25 protein-coding genes and 2 pseudogenes are annotated in these 26,852 nt (G+C 40.4%); 23 read left to right on the forward strand and 4 right to left on the reverse strand.

All coding sequences use genetic code 11. The annotated features are described in order from the left end of the window. Positions 1–99: 99 nt before the first annotated feature. From H70737_RS08565 to H70737_RS08620, 12 genes and pseudogenes are all read left to right on the forward strand, one after another. Entirely contained in the window at positions 100–1,203 is a 1,104-nt protein-coding gene (locus H70737_RS08565) for an HD-GYP domain-containing protein (protein ID WP_042186374.1), read from the forward strand. Positions 1,204–1,434: 231 nt separating this feature from the next. Next, the gene (gene yfkAB / locus H70737_RS08570) at positions 1,435–2,571 is read left to right on the forward strand and encodes a radical SAM/CxCxxxxC motif protein YfkAB (protein WP_042186375.1); all 1,137 of its coding nucleotides are present in this window, start codon (positions 1,435–1,437) and stop codon (positions 2,569–2,571) included. A 51-nt stretch (positions 2,572–2,622) separates the two neighbouring features. Further along, positions 2,623–3,951, forward strand: a complete 1,329-nt coding sequence (locus H70737_RS08575; protein ID WP_042193528.1) for a hemolysin family protein — start codon at positions 2,623–2,625, stop codon at positions 3,949–3,951. Between the two features lie 164 nt (positions 3,952–4,115). Further along, the gene (locus H70737_RS08580; RefSeq protein WP_042186377.1) at positions 4,116–4,796 is read left to right on the forward strand and encodes a response regulator transcription factor; all 681 of its coding nucleotides are present in this window, start codon (positions 4,116–4,118) and stop codon (positions 4,794–4,796) included. Continuing rightward, a complete protein-coding gene (locus tag H70737_RS08585) occupies positions 4,793–6,547 on the forward strand; it encodes a sensor histidine kinase (RefSeq protein ID WP_042186379.1) in 1,755 nt (584 codons plus the stop codon). Before H70737_RS08580 ends, H70737_RS08585 begins: the two co-directional genes overlap by 4 nt. A gap of 41 nt (positions 6,548–6,588) precedes the next feature. Then, entirely contained in the window at positions 6,589–7,113 is a 525-nt protein-coding gene (gene pssA, locus H70737_RS08590) for a CDP-diacylglycerol--serine O-phosphatidyltransferase (RefSeq protein ID WP_042186382.1), read from the forward strand. A 7-nt stretch (positions 7,114–7,120) separates the two neighbouring features. Then, on the forward strand, positions 7,121–7,615 hold the full coding sequence (locus H70737_RS08595; protein WP_042186384.1) for a DedA family protein: 495 nt from the start codon (positions 7,121–7,123) through the stop codon (positions 7,613–7,615). A 48-nt stretch (positions 7,616–7,663) separates the two neighbouring features. Then, entirely contained in the window at positions 7,664–8,680 is a 1,017-nt protein-coding gene (locus H70737_RS08600; protein ID WP_042186385.1) for an AI-2E family transporter, read from the forward strand. A 202-nt stretch (positions 8,681–8,882) separates the two neighbouring features. Continuing rightward, complete coding sequence (locus H70737_RS08605) at positions 8,883–9,101, forward strand: spore coat associated protein CotJA (RefSeq protein ID WP_042186387.1); 219 nt, start codon at positions 8,883–8,885, stop codon at positions 9,099–9,101. 3 nt (positions 9,102–9,104) lie between these two features. Then, on the forward strand, positions 9,105–9,371 hold the full coding sequence (locus H70737_RS08610) for a spore coat protein CotJB (RefSeq protein WP_042186389.1): 267 nt from the start codon (positions 9,105–9,107) through the stop codon (positions 9,369–9,371). A 50-nt stretch (positions 9,372–9,421) separates the two neighbouring features. After that, positions 9,422–9,991, forward strand: a complete 570-nt coding sequence (locus tag H70737_RS08615) for a manganese catalase family protein (RefSeq protein WP_042186391.1) — start codon at positions 9,422–9,424, stop codon at positions 9,989–9,991. Between the two features lie 191 nt (positions 9,992–10,182). Beyond that, positions 10,183–11,255 (forward strand): annotated as a pseudogene (locus H70737_RS08620) (hypothetical protein). Positions 11,256–11,315: 60 nt separating this feature from the next. Here H70737_RS08620 and H70737_RS08625 read toward each other — a convergent pair. Both H70737_RS08625 and H70737_RS08630 read right to left on the reverse strand, forming a co-directional pair. After that, positions 11,316–11,948 (reverse strand): LysE family transporter, encoded by a 633-nt coding sequence (locus tag H70737_RS08625; protein WP_042186393.1) that lies wholly within the window; start codon positions 11,946–11,948, stop codon positions 11,316–11,318. Between the two features lie 114 nt (positions 11,949–12,062). Beyond that, positions 12,063–12,578: a DUF3231 family protein gene (locus H70737_RS08630; protein ID WP_042186395.1), complete on the reverse strand. Its 516-nt coding sequence runs from the start codon at positions 12,576–12,578 to the stop codon at positions 12,063–12,065. Positions 12,579–12,850: 272 nt separating this feature from the next. Here H70737_RS08630 and H70737_RS08635 point away from each other — a divergent pair, with 272 nt between their 5' ends. The 11 genes and pseudogenes from H70737_RS08635 to H70737_RS30195 all read left to right on the forward strand — a co-directional run. Continuing rightward, positions 12,851–13,213, forward strand: coding sequence for an MmcQ/YjbR family DNA-binding protein (locus H70737_RS08635; RefSeq protein ID WP_042193530.1), 363 nt, complete (start codon positions 12,851–12,853; stop codon positions 13,211–13,213). Beyond that, a complete protein-coding gene (locus H70737_RS08640) occupies positions 13,210–14,589 on the forward strand; it encodes an MATE family efflux transporter (protein WP_042186397.1) in 1,380 nt (459 codons plus the stop codon). The genes H70737_RS08635 and H70737_RS08640 overlap by 4 nt, the downstream gene beginning before the upstream one ends. A 454-nt stretch (positions 14,590–15,043) precedes the next feature. Further along, complete coding sequence (locus tag H70737_RS08645) at positions 15,044–15,292, forward strand: phosphopantetheine-binding protein (RefSeq protein WP_042186399.1); 249 nt, start codon at positions 15,044–15,046, stop codon at positions 15,290–15,292. A gap of 283 nt (positions 15,293–15,575) precedes the next feature. Next, the gene (locus tag H70737_RS08650) at positions 15,576–17,405 is read left to right on the forward strand and encodes a DUF1611 domain-containing protein (RefSeq protein WP_042186401.1); all 1,830 of its coding nucleotides are present in this window, start codon (positions 15,576–15,578) and stop codon (positions 17,403–17,405) included. A gap of 19 nt (positions 17,406–17,424) precedes the next feature. Further along, positions 17,425–18,213 (forward strand): hypothetical protein, encoded by a 789-nt coding sequence (locus H70737_RS08655; RefSeq protein ID WP_042186403.1) that lies wholly within the window; start codon positions 17,425–17,427, stop codon positions 18,211–18,213. 56 nt (positions 18,214–18,269) lie between these two features. Beyond that, on the forward strand, positions 18,270–20,072 hold the full coding sequence (locus H70737_RS08660; protein WP_042186405.1) for an ABC transporter ATP-binding protein: 1,803 nt from the start codon (positions 18,270–18,272) through the stop codon (positions 20,070–20,072). A gap of 72 nt (positions 20,073–20,144) precedes the next feature. Continuing rightward, positions 20,145–21,860: an ABC transporter ATP-binding protein gene (locus H70737_RS08665; protein ID WP_197071275.1), complete on the forward strand. Its 1,716-nt coding sequence runs from the start codon at positions 20,145–20,147 to the stop codon at positions 21,858–21,860. A gap of 42 nt (positions 21,861–21,902) precedes the next feature. Then, positions 21,903–22,982 carry a hypothetical protein gene (locus H70737_RS08670; protein ID WP_042186409.1) on the forward strand — a complete coding sequence of 360 codons (1,080 nt, stop codon included), beginning with the start codon at positions 21,903–21,905 and terminating at the stop codon, positions 22,980–22,982. A gap of 88 nt (positions 22,983–23,070) precedes the next feature. Next, a complete protein-coding gene (locus tag H70737_RS30660; RefSeq protein WP_156113085.1) occupies positions 23,071–23,208 on the forward strand; it encodes a hypothetical protein in 138 nt (45 codons plus the stop codon). Between the two features lie 4 nt (positions 23,209–23,212). Next, on the forward strand, positions 23,213–23,554 hold the full coding sequence (locus tag H70737_RS08675; protein ID WP_052404213.1) for a helix-turn-helix transcriptional regulator: 342 nt from the start codon (positions 23,213–23,215) through the stop codon (positions 23,552–23,554). Positions 23,555–23,585: 31 nt separating this feature from the next. Continuing rightward, positions 23,586–23,747 (forward strand): annotated as a pseudogene (locus H70737_RS30195) (manganese catalase family protein); the annotation flags it as partial. Between the two features lie 91 nt (positions 23,748–23,838). Here H70737_RS30195 and pgmB read toward each other — a convergent pair. Further along, positions 23,839–24,531: a beta-phosphoglucomutase gene (pgmB, locus tag H70737_RS08680; protein WP_042186411.1), complete on the reverse strand. Its 693-nt coding sequence runs from the start codon at positions 24,529–24,531 to the stop codon at positions 23,839–23,841. A gap of 20 nt (positions 24,532–24,551) precedes the next feature. Continuing rightward, the gene (locus H70737_RS08685) at positions 24,552–26,840 is read right to left on the reverse strand and encodes a glycoside hydrolase family 65 protein (RefSeq protein WP_042186413.1); all 2,289 of its coding nucleotides are present in this window, start codon (positions 26,838–26,840) and stop codon (positions 24,552–24,554) included. Positions 26,841–26,852: the final 12 nt, after the last annotated feature.

Consider the following 26,852-nt stretch of genomic DNA (forward strand, 5'->3'; position numbering starts at 1 on the left):
ACCTGTCTGAATTTCCATAGAAACGGTATAGACAAAGCGTGTGACCCAAGGATTTCAATACAGAATAGTATTTTACCGTTAAAGGCAGGAGTGAGTTTAGTGCGTTTAGTATCCGTGAATCAGCTTCAAGCAGGCATGAAATTAGGTAAAAAAATATATAATGATGAAGGTCTAACTCTACTCGCAGACGGGGTGGAGCTTACGGATGCATTGATCAAGCGTCTTGCAAGAATTGATATCGGCTATATCTACATAGAGGATTCTGTCACGGACGATATTGTGATTACTGGTATTCTACAGGATGAGACGCGCAATCAGGCCCTAAAGGTGATTCGTAATCAATTTCAGCAAATGTCTGGGGCTTCAGGAATTACCAAGGGTCTGTATCATCTGGACAAAAAATTTTCTAAGATCATGGATAACATTTTAGACGATATGTCTTTACAAGAAGATCCGATGATCATGCTGATGGATATGCACACTGCTGATAACTATTTATATGTCCATTCCCTGAATGTCTGCTTGTACACTTTAGTGCTTGGTATTGCTCACGGGTATAGTAAAGAGGAACTTCGAGTGATTGGGCTAGGCGCGCTGCTGCATGATATTGGGAAAACACAAATCCCGATAAAAATCGTACAGAAACCCGGCAGGCTCAGTGATGAAGAATTCCGCCACATGCAGGCTCATACCGAGATTGGGTTTCAGATTCTAAAGGAGGAGCCGAATATTCCGCTGCTCGCAGCACATTGTGCCTTGCAACATCATGAACGCATTGACGGTTCCGGATATCCTCGCGGATTAACAGGACCCCAAATACATGAATATGCCAAGTGGCTGGGTGTAGCGGACTCCTACGATGCCATGACCTCCAATAGAGTCTACAAAAAGGCTATGCTGCCACATCAAGCCGTTGAGGCCCTCTATGTTGGTTCCGGTACTTTATATGAGCAGAAGCATTTAGAGTTGTTTAGAGATCGCGTAGCTATCTATCCGCTGGGACTTACGGTGAAGCTCAGTACGGGGGAGAGCGGGGTTGTGGTCAAAATAGATCCAAGTACGCCTCATAGACCCACCGTACGTGTGCTTACGGGTCCTGAAGGAGAGAAAGTCGTACCGTTTGAACGAGATCTTAGTAAAGCCCTCTCCGTTGTTATTATTGACGTCGCAGAACAAGGCGGTTCTCTGGAAACGCCAAATTGATTATTTATAGCAGCGTGGAGAGAAGATTAGGCTTGTCCGAAGATATGTCGGAAGCCTATTTTTCGTCTCGCTGCTTTTATTTTTTTGAAATGTAGCGCAAGTATAGAAGGCCAGAAAGACATCATAAGTGCAGTTTTTTTGACTAACGTGGTATGATATAGGGTAAGTCATCGTTCTTTCTTCATGATTTTGGGTTAATAATAGGAATAAGATTTAAAGGAGCTAGTGCAAATGAATGTTTTAAGACCATTAACATCTTCACCGAGGGAGCTGTCGCCAAGTTACGATCCATGGGATCCAATCACTTCTCTACGTAAGCATGGCCGCCATGTGCTAACGAGTGTGGAATTCACTGTAACCAATTTATGCAATATGCGGTGTGAGCACTGTGCTGTTGGTGATAGTCTAACCTCCAAAGAAGGAGATATGCTACCGCTTAAGAATATGCTAGACCGTTTAGAGGAAGTTGAGCATCTAGAAACTATTAGTATTACGGGTGGAGAGCCCATGTTCCGCGCCGGAACGGTGGATAATATCATTGTGCCATTGTTGAAATATGCCAAAGAGCGGGGAATCAGATCACAAATTAATTCTAATCTGACGATGCCATATTCCCGTTATGAGAAGCTGCTTCCATATCTGGACGTTATGCATATTTCATTTAATTATGTGAACGGTGACGATTTTCATGAAGTCGGTTTTGCGAACAGTGGTCATGCGGTTACCAAGGAAGCCGCTTACCGGCTATATAATACAATGATTGAGAACTCTCGCCAACTAAGTGAGGATGGTATGTTAATTTCTGCGGAAACTATGATTAATTACCGTACCCACACTAAGCTGCCTGAAATTCATAAGCTGATTCTTGACATGGGAGCAAAACGCCATGAAGTTCATCCGATGTACAATTCGAGCTTTGCTTCCGCTTTGCCAGTGTTATCTTTAAATGAAATGCGGACAGCGATCCATTCGTTACTGGACCAGCGTGATCCAGAGGTATGGATGTTGTTCGGCACGCTTCCATTTTTTGCTTGCAGCTTCCTTGAAGAAGATCAGAAATTGCTAAGTAGAATGCGTGCAGAGAAGAATGTTACGCTTCGTAACGATCCGGATGGTCGGAATCGTGTGAACGTAAATATGTTTACTGGAGATGTTTTCGTTACAGATTTCGCTGATATCGCAGCCTTTGGGAACATAGACAACCAAAAACTGGATGATATATTTATCGATTGGCAGACGAAGCATCCGCTGAACCAGAAGGTGAATTGTTACTGCGATGCAGCAGGTTGTTGCGGACCTAACCTGTTAGTAGCGGATATGTATTATCCGGAAGTTGATTTCAAAACTAGAAAAGCGATCAATCTGTAGAAATGAGGCGTTGTTAAAGTGGCGCATACGGAATTTGAAGTAGGGAGATTAATGCTTAATCTTTTGCTTGTTCTGGTGCTCGTATTATTGAACGGTATTTTTGTAGCAGCGGAGTTCTCATTAGTTAAGGTCAGGCAGTCTCGTCTGACCCAACTTGTCAGTGAAGGTAATAAAATGGCTGGATATGCACTCAAGGTAAATAAGAGACTGGATTCTTACTTATCTGCCACCCAGTTTGGGATTACACTCGCGTCACTGGGGTTAGGCTGGGTCGGTGAGCCGGCCATTTCAGAGCTGCTCGTTGAACCGTTAATGTATAAAATGGGGATTACCGACGGTACTCTGATTTCTACTGTTTCTGTTGTTATCGGATTTTCGATTATTACATTTTTACATATTGTACTTGGTGAGCTTGCACCGAAATCGCTTGCGATTCAAAGAACAGAAGGATCTGCGCTACTACTCTCGGCACCGCTGATGTTCTTCTATAATCTCTTTATGCCTTTTATCTGGATACTGAATGCATCGGCGAACGCATTGCTTCGTTTAGTGGGTGTTGAGCCCGCGAATGAGAGTGAGGCAGCCCACTCGGAAGAGGAAATTCGTATTCTTATGAATCAGAGTGCTAAGAGTGGTGTCATTGATAAAGATGAGATGAAGCTGATGGATAACATCTTTGAATTCTCTGATCTTCTCGCTCGTGAAGTCATGTTGCCTCGTACGGATATGGATGTGCTGTACAGCAATCTTTCGCTCGAAGAAAATATGAAGATTATTACAGAAACAAGACATTCACGTTATCCGGTTGCTTTTGAAGACAAGGACCGTATTATTGGTTTTATTCATATTACCGACCTGCTGTTTGCTCCACCTGAGCAGCAGAATGATCTTACGACGCTGGTTCGACCAATCCTTAACGTGCCGGAATCGATGGAGATTAGCCATACGCTTCGTTTTATGCAGAAGAATAAAGCTCAGCTAACGCTAGTTGTCGATGAATACGGTGGTACAGCCGGGCTACTGACAGCAGAAGAAATTCTGGAAGAAATCGTAGGCGATCTGCATGACGAATTCGAAGATGAGCGTCCGAGTGTGGAGCGTAATGGTGATTATATTTCCGTTGAAGGCCGGATGCTGATTGAAGATGTCAACGATCTTACAGGTGTTGTGATCGAGGATGATGAAGTGGATTCCATTGGTGGCTGGTTGTTTAAGGAGCTGGAGGGGAATCCAACCAAAGGAAAACGGGTTAAAGTAGAAGATGTGATATTTGAAGTCGAGGAATCGACAAGATTGCGGATCACTCGAATTAATATCCATCGGGAACCCCCCATTGAGAACGAAGAAAATCCATCAGAGCCGGACGGAAATAAAGAATAACCTATTGAAAATTGTGCGTATTGTTCCGAGTGATCAGGGATAAAATGAACTCCTCCTGCTAGAGCTGCATGGCTCATGACAGGGGGAGTTTTTTTGTGGACACATAAAGGACATAACACTCGACTATGCTAATATTTATAAATGGTTTGAAAGCGGGGTCTAGATTGAAAAAGAAGCTTCTTCTCGTTGAGGATGAAATTCGTATTCGTGAACTGGTGTCTGATTACTTCATACAGAATGATTGGGAAGTACTCGAAGCCGATAATGGAATAGATGCATTGGTTTGGTTTGACTCACTGCTGCCGGATCTGCTGATTTTGGATATCATGATGCCTGCTATGAATGGCTATGAAGTCTGCCGTGAAGTGCGTGAAAAATCAGCGGTACCTATCATTTTGTTAACCGCCAAGTCTACAGATGACGACAAAATCTACGGCTTTGAATTAGGAGCGGATGATTATGTTACAAAGCCATTTAGTCCAAAGGTGCTGGTAGCCCGGGCAAATGCACTTATGAAGCGTGTTGAAGGCTCCCATCAGCCTGAATCCAGCATAATAAAATTTGGTTCCGCGATGTTTAACACCTTAGCTCATCGCTTAGAGGTAGAAGATGCGGAAGTGGAGCTTACCCCTAAGGAATATGATCTTTTATGGCTTTTAATACGAAATAAAGGGATTGTCATTTCAAGAGATACGATCCTTAGTCGGATCTGGGGAATTGAATTTGAAGGAGATTCTAGAGTTGTGGACAGTCATATTAAGAAGCTGCGAAGTAAATTGGGTTATGAATCTCGGTTTATTCGTACGGTGATTGGCACAGGTTACATGTTCGAGGAAGAGGCATGAGAAGACGGGGAATTACTTTTAAACTGTTTGTGATGACCGTTATCTTTTTCCTCTGCTTTTATGGCATGGTCATTCTAAGCCAATTGCTGTTGTTTGACAATTTCTATCAGAAGCAAAAAGAGAACCGCGTGGAGAAACATCTTAAGAGCTTTGCTGCAAGATATATAAGCGAGCCGTGGGGAAGCACTCGAACCTCCCAGGAGCTCGTTCGGTTTATGCTGCGGAATAAAACACAAATGGTTATTTTGAAGCTGGATGGAAAAATGAATTCGGAAGATCCATTTCATATAAAGTTAATTGATGATGACGGAAAGAGTATGGTTGTTTCTTTATCCCTATTCATGAATCAGTACGGAGATGCGCTTAGAGCAGCGAACATTAAAGTAGATGATCAGCTCAGCATCGAAGGCGAACTACTGGATGAAGACAGTTCTTCACCCGCTATAATCTACCCTATAAGTATTACAAAAAAAGAGACCGGAACAATAGGGGATACGGAAGAGACTGGGATGATTCACGCTTCAGGTACTGTTACAGAAATTGTATTGCCTGATTTGAAAATATGGAATCCACGCCAGGGAATACTGTTTGAAGCTCTAGAGGAATGGTTTCCTTTGACACCGGCGCAGATAAACGACTTCAAGAATTTGAAAATACAGAAGCAAGACTGGATTGCTCCCTGGAGTGGGAGTCGCAATTCGGTGATTATTTTACCCCTTAAACAAAGTACCGGAGAAATTGAACTACTATTCACAGTCACCTCATTACAGGAAGTCAAGGATTCGAACGAGGCGTTGCGTTGGTTCTTTTTATATCTGGGAATAGGCGGCATTGTTCTGATTTTGGTTCTTTCTCTCTTTTTTTCGAAAATGGTAACGCGTCCGCTAATTAAGTTAAACAACATAGCCAAACGGATGGTTTCTCTGGACTTTACAGGGGACACATCGATTCGGCAGAAGGATGAGCTAGGCAGTCTTTCTAATAGCATGTTCACCTTATCACTAAGTCTGGATTCTGCTTTACGAGAGTTAAGAGAGGCCAATCAGCAGCTAGTTGAGGATATGGAGCAGAAACAAAGAATGGAGATCATGCAGCAGGACTTTTTTGCCAATGCCTCCCATGAATTGAAGACACCCCTCAGTATTATCAAAGGTTTTGCCGAGGGATTAGAAGACGGCGTTAGCGCCGGCAAGCAGGATCACTACATTAAGGTGATTATTGAGGAAGCAGATAAAATGGAGTTTCTTGTTAAAAATATGCTAGATCTAGCGCGGTTGGAGTCGGGCACGATTAAACTTCGGAAAACTTCCTTTATGTTAAGTGAACTGACGGAAAAGGTGACGGACAAGCTGGTTCACTTGCTGAGTGAAAAACATTTGGAGGTCATCATTATTCCTGCAAACGAATTACCGATATATGCTGATGTGAACTGGATCGAACAAGTTCTGCTGAATTTTATGACCAATGCTATCAGACATGCGGAAGAAAGAAGTTCTATCACCGTCAATATTGAGAGTCATGCCCAGACTATTGTATTCACTGTTCAAAATATAGGAGAATCCATCCCCGAAGATCAGCTAGAGCAAATCTGGGAACGGTTCTATCGGTCTGAGCCATCTCGCAGTCGAATGACGGGCGGTACAGGTCTGGGGCTTTCCATTGCGAAGCGAATATTAGATATGCACGCTTGTCTTTATACTGTGAAAAATACGGAGAACGGCGTCAGCTTTACTGTGACCTTTGAAGGTTAAACGGATCAACAAAAATACTACAATGAAAGGGGTGAAATCGTATGAAATTGAATTGGTTGCCTTCAATGTGCACACTTGCAAACTTGGGACTCGGGTCACTATCTTTGTATTTCACGATTCAAGAACGATACAGCCTGGCTTTATTTATGATATTGCTTGCGGCAATATGCGATGTACTCGATGGATTACTTGCAAGAATACTGCAATGTACCAGTGAATTCGGTAAACAATTGGACTCATTGGCGGATATTATATCATTTGGTTTAGCGCCAACCTTCCTTATCTTATTGTACAGGTTAGAAGATGCTCACTGGATTGGACCTGCAGCTTCAGTTTTCTTTTTGATCTGTGGTGCACTTCGTTTGGCCAGGTTTAATCTATCGGCACCTTCCAAAGGGTTCGTGGGGATGCCCATTACTGCTGCTGGAGTCATTCTGTCGATGATTTCTTTACTAGATGAACGCATGAAACCAGGACTAGTCATCGTATTAATGGCAATACTGTCCGTAATGATGGTCAGTCGTATCCCATTTCCGTCACTTAAAAAATCCTTCAACAGGAAGTGATACACCCATGCCTTGGATTATTGAGATCATTTCGCAGTACGGATATTTAGCCATATTTGCCCTTATGGCACTTGGGATTATCGGACTTCCTGTACCGGATGAGGTGTTAATGCTGTTTGTAGGCTATTTATCCTCCGTTATGGTTTTGGACTTTTCACTTTCGGTATTGGTTTGTTTCATGGGATCTATCACCGGAATGCTTATCAGCTATACCATTGGTTTAAGACTAGGGCAACCTGTGGTAGAAAAATTCGGCAAGTGGGTTGGCCTTACACCCAAGCGTTTTGCCAGTATGAAAAGATGGTTTTTGCGGTTCGGCAACTGGGCGATTTTCATTGCCTATTTCATTCCCGGTCTGAGGCATGTATCAAGCTATATCTCTGGAATCAGTGCTATGTCTTTCAAAAAATATATACTCATAACGACTGCAGGAGCGCTAACCTGGTCACTCCTTTTTGTTTCCATCGGCTTTTTTGTGGGGGCTAAGTTTTCCTTTTTATAGCCAATGGAAGATCAGCAATATTAATCGCAATCGAATGGAGCAAGATCTATGAATGTATTGAAGCGATTCTACGCGAATATAACCACCAGGCGTTTTTTTATTCTCGCACTTATCGGGTTGCTGTTGTTCAGTATTCGAGGGATGCTTAATCTGGTGTTACTGACGTTTTTGATTGCTTTTGTCATGAACAGCTTTCAGACATTGCTTAGTAAACGAATTGGTAAATTTATGAAGGTTAACAGTAAGGTGATTATTGTCATTTTATACCTCGCTTTAATCGCAGTGATTGTACTGGCCCTTGCTAAATATCTCCCTAAAGTATTGGAACAGATTAAGCAATTAACCATCTTCCTTACCAATCTCAAACCAGAAGATCTCCCGCAGAACAAGATTACATTGTATTTGTATGATATGCTCAGGGACCTTAACTATCAGTCCTATATCAAAAGAGGTATCGATTATGTGCTGAAGGTTAGCAACTGGGGTGCGACTTTCGTTATATCGACCATTCTAAGTTTTGTGTTTATTCTGGAGAAGAACCGGGTCGTCAGTTTCACTTCTAGAATGAGAGAGAGCCGAATTGCCTGGTTTTATATAGATCTGGAGTATTTCAGCCGAAAATTCATCGTTTCCTTTGGGAAAGTAATTGAAGCGCAAATTCTCATTGCCTTATTCAACACCTGTCTTACTATTATTGGCTTGTGGCTGCTTAACTTCCCATATTTATTTGCCTTATCGATCTTGATTTTTCTGCTTAGTCTCATTCCGGTGGTTGGTTTTTTGATTTCGCTCATTCCGCTCTTAATCATCGGCTACAACATCGGCGGTCTGACAACAGTCACTTATGTGCTGGCGATTATTGCGGTATTACATTTTATCGAAGGCTATTTCTTGAATCCCAAGTTGATGTCCACAAAAATGAATTTGCCGATGTTCTACACCTTTATCGTGTTGTTGTTTTCTGAGCATTATATAGGTGTCTGGGGACTTCTTCTTGGCATTCCCATCTTTGTTTTTATGTTGGATATCCTTGAGATTACCCACGAAGATTCGTCAAAAAAATGAAGTCTAGATCTTAATATTCAATAAGATCCAAGTTATAAGCTGTTTTCGGTACTTTTCCGAAGGCAGCTTATTTGTTGTGCAATTGCATGACAAATCTTGCTCCAGTGCTTTTTTTATAAATAACGTTTTATAATGTGTCCTGCTGTCATAAGTTAGCTAAGGGAGTAATAAACAAGGAACAGGAACAAAGGAGGTAAGAAAAATGGAATCACAGCTACGGAGGTATACCCCGTTTAGGGGCCCGTTTGATCCTTGCCCACCGGTGCCATTCAAGACATATGTAGTTCCACCGAATCAGTTCATTAACTTTCAGCCACCCGATCTTCCGCAGTTTAGTTTACAGGAAGCTTTGAAGTATGGCACGCTCTGGCCAGCACTGTTCAGCCCGTATGAATCTAAGTGCAAAGGAGGAGGGAAGTAGACTATGGAGGCAAACCCTTGCGATCAACGATATTATGAAATGCTTGAACAGCTGCAGACTCTTGATTTTGCCTTGGTGGAGTTAAACTTATATCTGAATACTCATCCAGATGATTTAAGAAGTATTGAACAATTTAATCAGCTGACTCAGGAACGTACCAAGCTAGCGAATCAATTTCAGGAATTATATGGTCCGCTGCAGAATTTTGGTCGCGCTTATTCGAAATGTCCGTGGGAATGGAATCAGGCTCCTTGGCCTTGGCAGGTGTAAGAAGTGTGTACTGTAAGGAACTAAGTTTCTAGAGGAGGGGAAGTTCCCGAATGTGGATATATGAGAAGAAGCTGCAATATCCGGTACGGGTCGGTAAATGTGATATCCGGATGGCGCGTTATTTAAGTGAGCAATACGGAGGAGCCGACGGTGAGCTCGCCGCAGCCCTGCGCTATATGAATCAAAGATACACGATTCCGGATAAAGTTATTGGCGTTTTGAACGATATTTCTACAGAAGAATTCGCCCACCTCGAAATGATTGCCACGATGATCTACAAGCTGACAAAGGATGCGTCGGTTTGCGAATTAGAGGAAGCTGGATTAGGACCGCATTTTGCAGCACATGATCATGCCTTGTTCTACAATAATGCCTCAGGCGTACCTTTTACAACGGCTTATATTCAAGCTAAGGGTGACCCACTGGCTGATCTTTATGAGGACATTGCGGCTGAAGAAAAGGCTCGGGCTACATACCAGTGGCTGATTGATATGACGGATGATGTGGATCTGCAGGATAGCCTTAAGTTCCTGAGGGAGCGGGAAATTATTCATGCGATTCGGTTTAAAGAAGCTGTGCAGATTATTATTGATGACCGGAATCAGAAGCGGGTATTCTGAGTGATACTAAAAAAGAGTAAAGCGACCAATAGGTCGCTTTACTCTTTTTAAATGTATACAGGTCACAATCCCTTTGCATTATATAGAATGAAAAGAGTCTGCATGTAGTTAAGAGTATAAGGACAGCCTATTGGAGTGTGAGTAAAATCCAAAGGTAAGCTTATATCTTCTTTACAAAAGGACTGAATTCTTTGAACCAAGCTTCTCGTAATTCAAAAAATGAAAAGAAATTGAAGTGGTGGCAGTTAAACTTATTAGGCGTTGCAGGTACAATTGGAACCGGGTATTTCTTAGGTTCAGGCTTAGCGATTTCTATAGGCGGGCCTGCAGTACTGATCGCTTACATCTTGGCTGCTATTGGAACGTATATAGTATTTGATGCTCTTTCACGTATGACAGCAGAACAACCAGAGCAAGGATCTTTTCGTTCATATGCAAAAAAAAGCGTTTGGTAGCTGGGCGGGTTTCTGCAGTGGCTGGGTTTATTGGTTCTCGGAGTTGTTAATCATGGGTAGTCAACTAACTGCTTTATCTATTTTTTCGCGCTTTTGGTTCCCAGCGGTACCTAAAGCCGGAGGATGCACCAAAGGCAGGAAAGGTTATACTGATCGCCTTGGTTATTGTATACATCTTGTCTATTGGTCTAGCTGTAATCATGGTGCCGTTTAGTGCGTTTAACTCGAAAGAAAGTCCGTTTGTTCTAGCGCTAAGTAGTGATCATTTGGCTTTCGTGCCTCATTTATTTAACGGAGTGTTGATTGCCGCTGGCTTCTCTACAATGACTGCGTCACTCTACGCTGTAACTTCAATGATGATTACCCTGTCTCAAGAAGGAGATGCGCCGAAGTTATTTTCTCGGAAGTGGAAGGATAAATATCCTTTTTATGCCCTTACTTTGATCACCGTTGGGATTACGGCGGCAGTGGTGATGTCACTATTGTTACCAGGAAAAGTGTATGAGTATATCACTACTGCGGTTGGGTTAATGCTGCTGTACAATTGGTCGTTTATCCTGCTGTCTTCTGGAAAACTGTTAAAAGGAAGTCGGTTTAGCACGATTAAACGTTGGCTAGGATTGCTGCTCATTGGTCTCGCGGTCAAAGGTACTCTTTTTCATTCACTCAGCCGCCCAGGGTTATATTTTAGTCTGTTGCTTGTCACACTGATCGCCGTGTGTGATTGGATCGTGACACGTGTTCGTAAGAAATATACCGTTGATATGGATAAGGAAGCGAGTAAAGGAAATTTATTGTTAGAAATTTAGGGAATAATAGATTACTCAAAGGGTCCGACAAAAATCATTAGACCCCCAAAAAAACAAAACTTAATGAAAAAACAATAGCTGAGCAGCTTGTATACCAAAATAAAGCCCAAAACCAACAAGCGAAAGACCTGACAGCACGGAGATCGATTTTAAAACACGGGTTGTCAGGACTTTACGAAACATGCTTGTGGCGATCGCCATAGATACATCCCAGATCAAAATTCCGAGTACAATAGCTCCGCTATAAATCAACAGCTGTTGCATCGGATACTCCATGGCCGCTTTGGCCAAAATGGACCCGTATATCCCTAGCCAAAATAATATGGAAAGCGGATTGAATAAAGACATCAGTAAACCGGACCAATAAGACTTAGTTAAAGATGAATCACTGCTTCTCATACCGGGTTCAGAAATCACACCAGCATTTTTAATGCTCTCTATGCCCGTATACACCAGCACAAAGAAACCAAATAACCACAAGAATGCTTTAATAAAAGGGGATTCGAGCAGATGGATCACCCCAAAGTAAACTAGTAACATGAATATGATATCAGCACTTATGGCTCCAAGCCCCACTACCCAAGCATGCCAGAAGCCCTTACGAATTCCATTGTCCAGTTGAGCGGCATTAATAGGACCAATAGGTGCGGATAGCGAAAGACCAAGAAAAATATATCCTATGAAAGTATTGATAGCATTCCCTCCTCTCTAATGTTTGTGTGTAGTACTAGCCTATTCAAAAGAAACATTTTGTAGGACAACCCAAAAAGGCCTCCGATTTATCGAAGGCCTTTTCAGGGTACAATCTTATTCAGACTCTGGTCTTTTTACCTGAAGTGGGGGAGGAATTAACCAACCTTTTTTCTTGCTCAAATTGAGGATTTTAACGCCTATCGCTGCTTTAGTTAGGTGATATTTTGCAAATAATGCACCGATATCTTCTCTGATAGAAAGACCCATAACCTGACTACAAGCTACCAATCCTGTAGCAGTGTCAGCAGCAATTATAGCAGCAATCTCGGGATCCGTGAATCGTGCACCTACAGGAATATCTTCAAGCTTGGCTTCGGGTCTATCCGGCATCGCTGGTACTGAAGCAATCCCGTTATCTGCCAGCAGCGTATCACACTCACTAACCTCAAGCTCGGCTTGATCAATTAATGCGCCTAATACTTTTTTGAGATCATTATCACCGGCATGATACAAGTAAGCTCGGTAACACGAAAGGGCCCCCTTTGCTACCATCGAAGCTTGCCATACACTAAAGATCTCTCCATAATGCATCGGTTCATCCTTGGGGTTGCCACCTAAAATTCCTGTCATAAAAAAGCTCCTTTATATTTAAATTTAAACGTATGTAGTATGCCCATAAATGTTCAGATGTTGCAGTTTTCGTCTGCTTCAAAAAATAAGAGCTACCCAAAACTATGAAATAGCTCCTTTGGTTAGCTCTTAATTAACAATCCTAGATAAGTTCATGATTTCCTCCCTGAGAAATTATGCAGAAACTGCTCAGCAGAACAAAATGATATAATTAAGAAACATGGTTAATGGCAGAAATGATCAGATTGTTGATCAGCAAAGGAGAGAGAGAGTTGAAGAATAACATCATCGAATATTGTTTGAAAAAGAAAGGGGCGACTCAGGAGCATCCGTTTGGGCCTACTCCATTGGTCATCAAAGTGGCTGATAAAATGTTCGCACTTATTTTTGAGGAAACAGGGAAGGTTGTTCGCTTAAATCTAAAATGTGACCCGATCATTGCGGAGAACTTAAGAGAGCAACATGATTGCGTTCGACCAGGCTTTCATATGAATAAAAAGCACTGGAATTCAATCATGATCGATGGTTCCTTGTCAGCGTCGGATGTCTTTGACATGATAGACCATTCCTACGATATGGTTGTCAAAAAGCTTCCTAAAAGCCTCCGGGAAGCTATATTGGAAATGAATAAATGAATAATCAAATGAAGGATCGTTTTGCCAACCAAAGTATACCCAAGCTTATTTTCTTATTGGCTATTCCTGCCGTTATAGCTCAGCTAATCAATGCCATGTACAGTGTAGTTGACCGGATGTTTCTTGGAAGAATGGAGGAGGGGGGAACGCTAGCCTTATCCGCTATAGGGATATCTTTTCCGATCATTATGTTGATTTCAGCATTTGCAGCTCTAATCGGAGCTGGTGGGGCACCCCTAGCTTCCATAAAGATGGGCGAAGGAGAACATAAAAAAGCAGAAGAATTACTGGGAAGTTGTTTTACTATGCTGCTGATGGCATCCATAATCCTAACCGCTTTGTTTCTTATCTTTAAGTCGCCATTCTTAACGTTATTCGGGGCGAGCCACGATACATTGCCGCTAGCCAACGATTTTTTAAGCATTTACCTTCTAGGAACTGTGGCGGTGCTCATTTCTTTAGGATTAAATCCGTTCATTGCAGCACAAGGATACGCCAAAACAGCCATGCTCACGGTATGTATTGGAGCGGTTGTGAATATCGTCCTTGACGCCATTTTTATTTTTGAGATGAATATGGGCATTAAGGGTGCAGCGTTGGCAACTGTAATTGCCCAATTTATTTCGGCTATTTGGGTATTAGGGTTCTTAATCTCTAAACGAGCTCATCTGCGCTTGCGTCTATCGAATATGCGCATTAAACCTAAAGAAGCTGCAAGTGTACTTGCATTGGGGCTTTCTCCGTTTATTATGATGTCGACCGAAAGTTTAATTCAAATTGTATTTAACACGTCCTTAGCTAAATTTGGAGGCGATATGTACGTTGCTGCCATGGGGATTATGGGCACGCTGATGCAAATCTTTGGGACGTTGTTATCTGGTTTTGCGCAAGGGGCACAGCCTATTATTAGCTATAATTATGGAGCTCGCGATTTCGCACGTGTAAAATCCACCATTTTATATTGCAGTGTTTTTTGCGCAGCTTTTGGATTGTCGATGTGGGGCGTGGCCATTTTTGTTCCGAAGCTGCCCATTATCATTTTTACCAATAATCCTGAGCTTGTGGCTCTGACAGCTAGATTAATGAAGATATTTTTCCTTGGCACTTGTATTTTTGGTATTCAATTAGCGTTTCAACAAGTATTTATTGCTTTGGGACAAGCACGAGTTTCTATTTTTATCGCGATCTTGCGTAAGATTATCTTGCTTATTCCATTAGTACTTTTGCTCCCGACATTTATTAGCCCGAAAACAGATGCAGTGATTATTGCTGAGCCTATTGCTGATTTTTGTGCGGCACTGACTTGCTGTGTTTTATTTGGACTCACTATAAAGAAGCTTTTTAAAGATAGGTCTGATAAAGCTGGAATGCTGTGAAGGTATCTTCGAATTTCAAGGTACGGGTGATTCACTAACGGACCTTTATAAGTACATTACGGCTGATCTGTACGCATTATTATTGTTGTTGGGAATTTAGAAGCGGCTGTTCTGAGAGTGGAACTAAAAGAATGAGTTATATTAAAAAAGGTTCTTGTTAGCTTGGCTAACAAGAACCTTTTTATTGATATGTTTTTTTGGATTCTGGTATTAACACGTACAAGGTGAAGTGAAGACTATTTATCGAGTGATATTTGCTTCGATAAAAATTCAAGATAGCAAGGAACTCTATTTTCATTTCTAATGAGAATCAAGGATTAACCAATATGCCTAAAATAATCATGTTTATACTAATTTATTCATATAGTTTCCAAATAATTGTATTGTTAGAATATAAACAACAAATGTTTTTATTACCAATAATGTATCTTACTGAAAGGAAAGGATTTAGGGGGTGGCTAATATTAGAGAGAAGATAATATGTTGCTTAAGCAATATAGGGTGCATTATTAATGAAGATGAAGAAAATTTCACTATCGAAATTGAAGATTCAATAATGCTGATATCTTTCATAGTTGAACTAGAGGTTAATTTTGATATTGAAATACCAGATGAGCTTTTAACCTCTGGGAGATTTGAAAAGTGTAATGATGTGATAGAAATGCTAAGCCAACTTATTGAACGAGTAGATTCTAATTATTGATCGTATAATACACCGAAATAATCATAGGGATTTTGTACATAAACTCATGAATCTATTAAAATCATTTTTTTATGAAAGGAGGGAGTAGTTTGAAGAAAAAGCTGAAAAAACCTGGAATGAAAAATGTTTGTTCTATAAATCAAGTATTTGCGTTTGACGAAGGTATTAGCGATAAAGGCATTAGTGGCTTTAACTTCTAATTATTTATTATGGAGTAATAAAACAAAATAGTTCATGGAATATTTCGGTGTATTATAGGATCAAATTCTAAAGGAGTATTAGAATGAAGAATAAAGTAATTATTATCGATAGTGGAGTTGATATTACCCATCCTAATTTTCGAGCTCTGAATATTGAATCCGGATTGAATTTCTGTAATGGATCAGAGAGGGAAATAATTGATGATATATTAGGCCATGGTACAGCAATAACTAGTATCATACATTCAATTAACCGAGAAGCTGATCTACACATATTAAAAATTTTCGACTACGAACTAGTAGCATATGAAGGAGTTTTGTTAGAAGCACTGAGGTATATTTTAAATAAAGATTATAAGGATTCAATTATACATATGAGCTTGGGTGTTAGTTATCTTAATGAAGAATTGTTTGATATCTGCTATAAATTACATCAAAAAGGAAATCTTATCATATCGGCTTTTGATAACTCTGGGGGTATATCTTATCCCGCCGCTTTTGATTTTGTAATAGGAGTAGAAGCGGCCCAATATTGTGTAAGAGCGAGTGATTTTTTTCTGCCTGAGGATGAAGTGGTTGATGTCTACTCTAAGGGAGGAGTACACAGAGTAGCTTGGATAGATAATAAGTCATCGATTAGACAAGGTAACAGTATATCGGCAGCGTATGTCACAGGTTATCTCTCTTTATGTCTGAGGGAGCATTCTGAAATAAGCAAGAGCAAAGCTCTTACGTATCTGCAACAAGAGACGACACTTACTTCATTTGAAGGATATGATGAAGAACCACAACCACAAAGCAGAGTAATTGAGTCGAATGAATATCAAACTATTAAAAAAGCTGCAGTGTTTCCCTATAACAAAGAAATTTCAAATTTAATTCACTTTTCTGATCTTTTGCCATTTCGAATAGAGCAAGTTTGTAGTAGTAAATATATAGGGAATTTAGGTAAGGAAATAAAAAGTTTTGATGGAGATTATAAATATATCATAGAAAATATTGATAATATTTGTTTTGAAAATATAGATACGCTAATCATTGGGCATTTAACTGAATTGGAGAATATATCTGGTAAAAAAATAAAAGAAAAATTGCTGAACGACTGTTTGCTACATAGAGTAAATGTATTTTCATTAGATTCAATGGGTCTTAATAATTTTTATGAAAATTTTGAGAGAGAAGGAATTTCTCTAGTTACCCCAACGACTGTGATGAGTATGAAAAATAAAATTATTTTGAAAAAGAAACACGGTAAATTACATAAAATTAATGCACCGGTTATAGGTGTTTTTGGAACCTCAAGTAAGCAGGGGAAATTCACATTACAATTATTTCTTAGAAGTTTATTTTTGAAGAATGGTTATAAAGTTTCCCAGCTGTCAACTGAACCGACAGGGATATTATATGGTATGAATGAGACTATTCCCTTTGGTTTTAATAGTGATAATCAGCTCAATCAATATGAATTTATAAATTTAGTCAATGAATCATTGAGTAAGATGGATCAGAAAAATCCAGATCTGATTATTGCAGGTTCTCAATCTGCTACAGTAGCTCAATCTTTTAATCATTTGGGTAATCTCGCGGTAAAACAATTAGATTTTTTAATGGGTCTACTTCCAGATGGAGTTATTTTATGTATCAATCCAAACGATGAACTAGACTATATCAAGCGAACGATTCAGACGATAGAAAACGTGGTTCCGACAAAAGTAATTTGTATAGTGGTGTACCCATTTTATTATAAAAACGGATGGAATCACTTCAAAGGAACGCCAAATGAGTTGGAATTAGAAGATCTACTGAAAGTTAAGAAATACTATTGTGAAAATTTAGAAATTCCTGTCTTTTCATCGAAGGAGATTAATGAAGTTACGAGTATTTATGAATTAATTATCGATTATTTTTCTTAGATGGGTGGGAGGTTCTTGAGTGGTTTCTAGTACTTTGAATTTACGAGACGATGTTTTCTTTGAAACTCTTATCTTTCCAGCGATTTATTGGGTACCGATTAGTGCGCTTGGAAAGACTCGATATACTAAACAGGATATAAAAATTAAATTTAGTAATATAGATCCTGAAGAAATTAGTAATATGATTTGTAATCCTTATGAACTTATTCAGTATATCCAGATAAATTGCTTTACAGAAAACCTTCAGGAACATGAATACAAAATAGTTGATAACAATGAATGGGAAATTCATAAAAATGGATACAAGGCGCTTAAAGATAACAATGGGTCTTGTGCATCTTTAGCTTCGATCTTTTATAACATTCTTTCAAAGTATTATTCTAACATAGGTAATCTGTGTGTTATGTCTAATTCTGGTGGAGGTCACGTCATTAATTATATATACACAAATGGATATTATTATTTTATAGATTTGTATGCGCAATTAGGCTGCTATGCTCCATTTATTCCCGTCGAGACAGGTGAGAAAAGAGATTTTGTTAAAACTTCATATATTACGGGTGGGTGCTTAAAAACAAGCTCAATCGACTCTTTTATTAATTACTTTGATAAATATACTAAGTTAAAAAAGAAGGAGTTTTTGTACTACACTTATAACATGCCAGTATGTCCTCCTGCTTCAATAACAGTGGAAAATGATTATTTAAGTTTATTATTACCTTACAATCACAATATAAAAATTATGAATAAAAATACGTTATCTAAGATTAAAGTTAGATTTGTAGAATTTAAAGATGAATCTGATTAATCATAAATATTCTTCAATTATAGAAAAATGCGTTCAGATAAGGGGAAGTTTCCGAAATGAGAACAAAATCTGTAACCTCCACTTGGCCCAGTATTCGCTATGTTCTCTCCACATCTTGGAATTACAGTAAACGTTCCATTATTTATTATTCTACAGTTACGCTTCTTACTGCTATGCAGCCCTTCCTTTTGATTCTATTTCCGAAATTTATTATAGATGAGCTGACGGGACAGCAAAGACCTCAGCAGTTTATCCTCTTAATTTCACTGATGTTTATAATACTGACTTTCGCTGGATATTTTACTGGATATTTGCAAAACCTGGGTTTAACCCAATTAATGAAAGTCGTTTTCAAACAGATCCATGCTCACACAGCACAAAATATGAACGTTGATTTCAAAAACACGGAAGATCCCGTTTATCTTAATCAGATGGAGCAGGCTAAGCGTTCCTTGCAAAGTGTGCAGAACGGTTTTCAGGGATTATTTCATACTTTTTTTGCATGTCTGGCTGGATTTCTCGCTTTCATCGGCTATCTAACAGTAATTGGAAGATTGAATTTAGGTGTGATTGTTTTTTTAATTGTAAGTATCGGGTGTTCTTATGGGTTATCTCTTCGTGCTAAACGCTATGAGTATAAACATGAACAACAGCTTTCGGAGTTGGAGAGGAAGAAAAAGTATTATTCAGATATTATGCAAGACTTTACTTTTGGTAAGGAAATTCGGATTAATTCTTTTAATAGTACCTTGGTGTTCCTATACAATTTAAGTGTTCAAAATAGACAGAAAATTCAGTCTGCTATCAGCAACTTTTATTTTAAGAGTGACTCATTGGATATTGTGATCCGTTTGTTCCGTGAGGGGATTGTATATGGTTATTTAGCTTATCTTTACCTTCACCAGAGGATCACTATAGGTGACTTTGTTATGTACACAACTGCTGTCGCTGGATTCTCTGGCGTTCTTCAGGGAATCATGAAAGATTTGGCTCATCTGCGTACACAGAATTTATACATAGAGGGACTCCGTAACTTTTTAGAAATAGAGCAGGGTGAGCAGGATGAAGGAACCTCGCTACCGCTTCCAAAAGGCCCCTATACCATAGAATTTAGAAAAGTCTCCTTTACCTACCCAGGAAGTAATCAGCCAGTGTTTAATAAAATATCCTTCATCATACCGCCCCATCAGCGGCTTGCTATCGTGGGTCATAATGGTGCTGGCAAGACAACGCTTATCAAATTATTAAGCAGGTTGTATGAACCTGAAAGTGGAGAAATTATGCTAAATGGAATCAATATCAAACGTTTTGCCAAAACGGATTTCTGGAAGTTATTTTCCACGGTATTTCAAGAAATTCACGTACTCGCGTTCTCGTTAGCGGAGAATGTCTCTCTAAAAGAACAAAGTGAGTCTGATTCTTTGAGAATTTATGACAGTCTTGAAAAAGCGGGACTTAGCGAAAAAGTCGCCTCATTGAAATTAGGCATACTCACCCCAATGCAAAAGTTATTGGATGATGAAGGTGTTGAGTTCTCTGGTGGGGAAAATCAAAGAATGATGTTGGCAAGAGCACTCTATAAGAATGGAGAATTGATTATTTTGGATGAGCCTACTGCAGCAGTTGATGCAATAGCAGAATTCAATCTGTATACAAAATTTAATGGAATGATTGGAGAGAGAACAGCATTATATATTTCCCACCGGTTGTCCAGCACAAGGTTCTGTGACCAAATACTGTATATGGAGCAAGGCGAAATTTCCGAAGCGGGTACTCACAATGAATTACTGGAACGAAGCGGAAAGTACAATCAAATGTATCAGATTCAAGCACAATATTATAAGGGGAGTGAAGCATAGTCTATGAATCCATTCCCTGCTCTGAAAAAGGACTGGAATGTGACCCTTTACTTTTGGAAGCTGGTACATTCCATGTCAAAATCGTACATCCCTCTGATGGTGTTTGCTTCATTATGCAGCGCAATCTTCCCGTTTATAAACATAATCCTTCCCAAATATTTGATTGATGAATTGATGGGAGCTGGCCGAGAAATGAATATTATCCTCTGGATAGGAGTTTTGGTGGCAGGCAACGCTGTCTTTGGGTTACTTCAGAATTATCTTAACCAACACATTGAATTAGCTAATTTGTTGGTTATGGATAGGTTAGAGCTACATATTGGGCAGCATATTATGAATCTGGATTACGAGAGATTAGAGAATACTAAAGTACTGGATCTTAAAGAACAGGCGCTTGCTCCCATTCGACAGCAGGATGTTATACGTAAAATGTTGGATAGTATGAAGAATTTGCTGCAAACAATACTGTCTCTTTTGGGACTAGCGGCCTTAATCTCAACGTTAAACATTGGAATTATCGTGGTGATTATGGGAATGATTCTACTCAATACGTTTATTTTTAAAAAGTCGCAACAAGCTCAATTCAATTTCCATAAATTATTGGCTCCTCTAAACCGTAAGTTTGGTTATTATTCCAAGTTGGCCGTTGACTTTTCCATGGCTAAAGATGTCCGTTTGTTTGGGATGGCTCCTTATTTACTGAATAAAGTGAATACATACCATAATGAAAGTGTTCGTGGTTTTGGCGGGCTATATGAAAAGGTAGGGAGATATAAGGGACTGACTAGCGTTAATCTTCAATTACAAATGGTCATTATATACGCCTACATGGTTGTGAAAGTAGTTACAGGTAAAATACAAATTGGTGGTTTTGTTATGTATATTTCCGCCGCCAATAGCTTTTCTGCTCAAGTGTCGCTGGCAATGAATGCTTATGTTGAGTTTCGACAAATGTGTAAGTACATTGAGGTGTTTAGAGAATTTGAGAGCTTAAGACCAGCAATGAGAACCGGACAAGGTAGAATTGAGAAATTCATGGATGTTGAGATTGAATTTTGCAATGTATCTTTTAAATATGCAGGGAATGAGAATTATTCATTAAAAAATGTGTCACTGACCATAAAGAACGGTGAAAGATTGGCCGTAGTAGGTCAAAATGGTGCGGGTAAATCGACCTTTATTAAGCTACTCTGTCGATTGTATGAACCCGATCAAGGTGAGATTCTTCTGAATGGAAGATCCATTCAAGAATATCGATATGATGAATATATGAAAATTTTAGGCGTTGTTTTCCAAGATTATAAGTTATTTTCATTTTCGATTAAAGAAAACTTATGCTTGAAGGATAGCGGAATATCAGAAAAAGAAATAGAAGAAGTTCTTAATCAAGTAGGACTGGAAGACAAAATGAAGCGCTTGAACAAAGGTATAGATACCCAGGTACATAAAATCTTTGATGAAAAAGGGACAGACTTTTCGGGCGGTGAGAGTCAGAAAGTAGTAATTGCTAGGGCTTTACTCAAAAAGTCACCTATTCTTATTCTGGACGAGCCTACAGCTGCATTGGACCCTTATGCGGAATTTGAGATGTACAACAACTTTAATCTTCTTACGGAAAATCGCACCGTTATTTATATTTCACATCGTTTATCTGCTTGTAAATTTTGTGATAAGATCGCTGTGTTTAACAATGGAGAATTAGTGGAGTATGGTTCTCATCATCAGTTGCTGTTGGATCAGCAGGAGTACAGCTCGATGTGGAAAGCTCAAGCGCAATACTATCAATAGGTTTATGTATGACAATCCAAGATAAAGTAGGGAGGTACAAAAATGACTAGATATATCTTGCCTGTAAATCTCGATGTAGACATGAATATCAATTGTTTTGATTATTATAAATTGAGTATGATTTTATCTAACAAAGAATTAATACCTTGGTATATTGAACGTTTTATTGGATTACAAGTAGATCAATATTTTGAATGTAGTTACTATGAATTAGGTTCATCCAGCCCGACTGAGTACGAATTTGTATTTGATGAAGTTTTATCAACAACAAGAATTATCCTTGGGAAAGATACAATTTTGGACGCTACACTAAAAGCACTTAAAGAAAAAAAATATGTACTATTAACACTTAATCAAAAGTACTTCAGAGAATACCACAAAGTAAGAAATTTAGATTCTGTGCATGGAACTATGTTCGTCGGTTATGACGAGGAAACTGAATTATTGTATTTTTTGGAGAACGTTGATAATAAGTGGAGTTTGGAAAGTTTAAATTTTTCTGATCTTGAACAATCGTTTCACTCTTCTTTAGAAATTATATTAAAAGATGATTATGTGGACTCATGGTTACTTTTTCTATCGAGGGTAGGCGAACCTGCATCTACTTTTGAAGTTAAAAATAATTTTAATAGACAGGTAAGGTTAAATATTATTTATGATACTTTGATTCATTATTTGAACGGTGTTGAAAATATATCTCGTGATTCAAGATTCTATCGCTGGAATGGAATAGCTATTTATAAAGCTTTTTATCAAAATCTTACTGAAATTCTATTGAACAATGACCTTCACGAATACTTTAAGCCGTTTAGAATACATAATATTGAAAAGGGTATGAGAAGATTATTAGAAAACAAGCGAGGTCTTATATACCGAGCCAATTACTTAGTAGAATCATTGCGTATAGAATGCGATGAGACGCTTGTAAAGGATTTAAGAGATCTCTATAGTTTATTAGAAACTGGAGTTGCATTATACTCAAAGTTTTTTCGAAAACAAGATAAGAAGATAATTGAGAGAGCTAATGTTAATTTGAAGAGAGCTGAAGAATTAGAATGTATTATCCTTTCGAAATTATCAAATAGTATTTTAAATCATATAAAATTAAACATAGGCCATTAAACAAAAGATATGAGCAATATAGTTGCAGTCTGAGGGTTCCAGCTAGGGAGTAATGTTTTGTGATGCTCTACCAGGAAGTTGGTCTCTAATGATTGGCTCCAGTTCGTCAGTGGAACGCGGGTTACGTGACGGGTGCCGACTTAAGCACTCTAGACGTGGTAAGGATGCTGGAGGAAGTCAGCAAAGTTTCGACGATGCTGAAAAGATAGCCACTCGTGGAGGATGAGGTTTTGTTACAATTCCTGTACAGCCCCATCGGCGTTCACATTGCTGAAATGGGGTTTGAGGATTCGGACGTGCAGCGGATTATGAAGGCGATTTCCTGGCTCCACGACAACTTCTCCAGCAAAGGAAAGTTGCAGACTTGGACGAGCTGGTACTATGAATGGGACCTCGTTTCACAAGCATTGGCATTTACTTCGATGAGCCTGTTGCAATACCAAAAAGCGCTGTGTCTCCGTGAAGCGAGAAGTCTGATGCTATCCAGCTTGATGGATGCGACCACTGCATGTCAGCTAGTAGGGGATGTGATCAACTCTCAATTTAGCCGAGATTACAGTCGTTTTTTTTGAAAGCCTGCCGATCAGAGATATTACGAGAATGCGTCTACGGGCTACATACCAGTGGCTGATTGTAATGACGGATGATGTGGATCTACAGGATAGTCTTAAGTTCCTGAGGGAACGGGAGAGTGTGCCTATACTGAGGTTTAAGGAAGTGGTGCAGATTATTATTGATGATCGAAATCAGAAGCGGATTTTCTGAAAAGTATATTTCAAACAAAAGCCGGCAAGCTTCCCTTAGGAGCTTGCCGGCTTAGTTCGTGACTTACATATATTGAGACTGGGATACCCGATTATTTAGTTACTCTATTCTTATTAGCGAATTGTTGGTTTAGCTCGGAGTAGTTAAGTTCAGCAGTGTTGTTCAAGTTCATATCAGCGTTGGACAAGCTCTCCTGTAAGGAGATATATACAGCGAACATACCGGCCGCTTTGATCGCTTCTACCCCGGCGACTGCGTCTTCGACCCCGACACAAAATTGCGGATCTACACCAAGCGCATCGGCGGCGGTCAGGAACACTTCCGGGTCTGGTTTGTTGCGGGCAAGCTTGGCTGCATCTACAATAACTCCGAATTCTTTCTCCATACCTAGAAGGCGGATAACTGTAAAGGCATTTTTACTAGCGGAGGCAATGCCAGTCTTCACTCCGTGGTCCTTCAGCTCGGCGAGCAATTCAGAAATGCCAGGCAACACATCGGCCGGGGTTACCTGCTGAATGAGCTGCTGATAAAACTCATTTTTGCGGTTCGCCATCTCCTCCATCTCTTCGGGAGAGTAGGTGTGCGGAGTTGCCGCTTGTCCAAGCAGCAACTCCAGTGAGGCTATTCGCGATACACCTTTGAGGTTCTCATTGAACTCTCGGGTGAACGGGAGGCTCAGCTCTTTCGCAATCATGCCCCAAGCCTGATAGTGATATTCTGCGGTATCCGTAATAACGCCGTCTAGATCAAAGATTACGGCTTGAATTTGAGAGGCTGCATTCATTGTATTGTGCTCCTTATGAATTAGGCTTGTAGTGCCTGAGTTAACGGTCTATCGTTGCCCAGAGTCACTGATTGGCCGTAGAGAATTAGATCAAGTGCTTCACCCTCTAACAATTCCAGCTCCACGCCTTCCTCGCGAATGGTTACAGCAATGAGACGTCCGCGGAAGGTGAGGCGGAAGTTATATTTCTGCCAGCCCGCAGGTAGGGACGGAGCGAGCGATAGGCCGTTTTCCTTAAGACGTGTTCCGGCAAAACCGTACACAATGGCCATCCACGTTCCACCCATATTAGCGAGATGTAATCCGTCTTTGGTGTTGCCGTGTGTATTATCGAGATCCAGTCGTGCAGTCTCGATAAAGTAGTTATACGCCTTGTCCTTGTATCCGATTTTCGAGGCCATGATGCTAAATATGCAAGAGGACAGAGAAGAGTCATGGGTAGTGATTTGCTCATAATAATCATACGATTTGCGAATCGTTTCTTGCGACTGCTCGTCTTCCAGCAAGTAATGAGCCAGTACGGTATCCGCTTGCTTGCAGACTTGATAACGGTACAGGGTAAGCGGGTGGTAATGCAGCAGCAGCGGATGTTTCTCCGGTGGTGTATTCTCGAAATCCCAGACTGCTTTGCGTAAAAAAGTATCATCCTGCGGGTTAATGCCTAGCTTCTCGTCGTAAGGAAGCAGCATGGCATTCGCCGCCTTCAGCCAGCTGTCTGCTTCTGGTCCAGTTACATGCAGGCGCACACACAAAGCTTGGAATGCAGCCTCGTCATATTCTTGAAGCCGCGCAAAACTGCGTGCCGCCCATTTTAAATTATGTTTGGCCATTACATTGGTGTAATAGTTGTTGTTCACAAGACATGTGTATTCGTCCGGTCCAGTCACTTCATCGATGTGAAACTTACCTTCGTAGTAATGACCGATCTCCATCCAAAGCCGTGCTGTCTCAAATAGCACCTCGGCGCCGTATTGGAGCAAGAAGGTGTCATCTTCTTCCGCTAGATGGTATTGGATATAGCTGTAGGCTACATCGGCGCTGATATGATATTGAGCTGTGCCGGATGGGAAGAAGGAGGAACATTCCGTACCTGAAATCGTTCGCCATGGGAACAATGCACCTTGGGCGTGGCCCATCTCTTTAGCACGTTCCCTTGCCTCCTCCAGCTTGGAATACCGGTACAATAGGAGCTGCCGGGCCAAGTCAGGCGAAGTCATCAGGAACACAGGGAACATATAAATCTCCGTGTCCCAGAAATAATGGCCTTCGTACCCTTCACCGGATAAGCCTTTAGCGGAGATGTTGCTATGCGCGTCTCGTCCGGCTGATTGCAGCAGCTGATAAAGGTTGAAACGTATACCCTCCTGAAGCGACAAGTCGTTCTCAATGACTACATCGGAACGCTTCCAGAAGTCAGCCAAATAATGCTCCTGCTGTTCCAGCATATCTTCAAAGGAGAGGTGTTTCAATGATTCCTGTACCTGAATACCGGTATCTACAAGCATTTGTTCATGTCGTAGTGTATCGGTATAGACATTCCATTTGGTCAGCGATAGTGGCCCAGACAAGGAGGCGGTTGCCGTCACTGTAGCGTCGGTTTCTCCAGCCTGAGTTTCAACCTGCCAGTCACCTTCCCATTCATGCCGGGTAACACAGGAGGTCCGCAGGGCCGAAGCCATTGTCTCGTTCTCCAGGCATACATATTCACCCCGAGCTTCGCAAGATACTACGCTCAGGCGTTTGGAATGTCCTGCAGCTACACGCGGGTCATTCGGGTTAGTATAGTTACTAACATCGCCATTTACACGAGAGACAACCCGGATTGGACCGGTGAAATTGACAGGCTCAACAGTCAGATGAATGGCAAAAAGTTCACGGGTAGTGAAAGAAACGAGTCTACGGAAATGCAGCTTGAGTTCTTTACCGGAGGGGGATTTCCAGTGGATTTTACGCTCCGAGTACCCCTTGTCCAGATGGAGGTTACGCTCATAGGCGAGGACATTCTCTGCTGTAAGTGCAAATGGCTCCATATCTTCGCCTATATAAATATTTATCCCTTGGGAATCTATAATATTAACCAATTTTTGCTGTGTACCAGGGAAGGCGAATAGCTTCTCCCCATAGGGAATGTCAATTACATCGTGAAAGGCGTTTAAATACGTTCCGCGGATACTGCGGATTTCTTTATCGGAATACCCTTCTTCAAAATTGCCACGCACGCCCAAATATCCATTCCCCAGCGCAAAAATACTTTCCAAATTCAGTAGGGTATCTGCCGACAATCCCTGATTGGCAATGCTCCAGCTCATGCTTATGTTTCC

This window comes from Paenibacillus sp. FSL H7-0737, from assembly GCF_000758545.1.
GTDB lineage: Bacteria > Bacillota > Bacilli > Paenibacillales > Paenibacillaceae > Paenibacillus_AQ.

Bases quoted from the DNA above. Each gene is read 5' to 3' on its own strand.
- yfkAB (WP_042186375.1), top strand. From the start codon at position 1,435: ATGAATGTTTTAAGACCATTAACATCTTCACCGAGGGAGCTGTCGCCA.
- H70737_RS08575 (WP_042193528.1), top strand. From the start codon at position 2,623: ATGCTTAATCTTTTGCTTGTTCTGGTGCTCGTATTATTGAACGGTATT.
- H70737_RS08585 (WP_042186379.1), top strand. From the start codon at position 4,793: ATGAGAAGACGGGGAATTACTTTTAAACTGTTTGTGATGACCGTTATC.
- pssA (WP_042186382.1), top strand. From the start codon at position 6,589: ATGAAATTGAATTGGTTGCCTTCAATGTGCACACTTGCAAACTTGGGA.
- H70737_RS08595 (WP_042186384.1), top strand. From the start codon at position 7,121: ATGCCTTGGATTATTGAGATCATTTCGCAGTACGGATATTTAGCCATA.
- H70737_RS08600 (WP_042186385.1), top strand. From the start codon at position 7,664: ATGAATGTATTGAAGCGATTCTACGCGAATATAACCACCAGGCGTTTT.
- H70737_RS08605 (WP_042186387.1), top strand. From the start codon at position 8,883: ATGGAATCACAGCTACGGAGGTATACCCCGTTTAGGGGCCCGTTTGAT.
- H70737_RS08610 (WP_042186389.1), top strand. From the start codon at position 9,105: ATGGAGGCAAACCCTTGCGATCAACGATATTATGAAATGCTTGAACAG.
- H70737_RS08615 (WP_042186391.1), top strand. From the start codon at position 9,422: ATGTGGATATATGAGAAGAAGCTGCAATATCCGGTACGGGTCGGTAAA.
- H70737_RS08630 (WP_042186395.1), bottom strand. From the start codon at position 12,578: ATGACAGGAATTTTAGGTGGCAACCCCAAGGATGAACCGATGCATTAT.
- H70737_RS08640 (WP_042186397.1), top strand. From the start codon at position 13,210: ATGAATAATCAAATGAAGGATCGTTTTGCCAACCAAAGTATACCCAAG.
- H70737_RS08650 (WP_042186401.1), top strand. From the start codon at position 15,576: ATGAAGAATAAAGTAATTATTATCGATAGTGGAGTTGATATTACCCAT.
- H70737_RS08660 (WP_042186405.1), top strand. From the start codon at position 18,270: ATGAGAACAAAATCTGTAACCTCCACTTGGCCCAGTATTCGCTATGTT.
- H70737_RS08665 (WP_197071275.1), top strand. From the start codon at position 20,145: ATGTCAAAATCGTACATCCCTCTGATGGTGTTTGCTTCATTATGCAGC.
- H70737_RS08670 (WP_042186409.1), top strand. From the start codon at position 21,903: ATGACTAGATATATCTTGCCTGTAAATCTCGATGTAGACATGAATATC.
- H70737_RS30660 (WP_156113085.1), top strand. From the start codon at position 23,071: ATGATTGGCTCCAGTTCGTCAGTGGAACGCGGGTTACGTGACGGGTGC.
- pgmB (WP_042186411.1), bottom strand. From the start codon at position 24,531: ATGAATGCAGCCTCTCAAATTCAAGCCGTAATCTTTGATCTAGACGGC.
- H70737_RS08685 (WP_042186413.1), bottom strand. From the start codon at position 26,840: ATGAGCTGGAGCATTGCCAATCAGGGATTGTCGGCAGATACCCTACTG.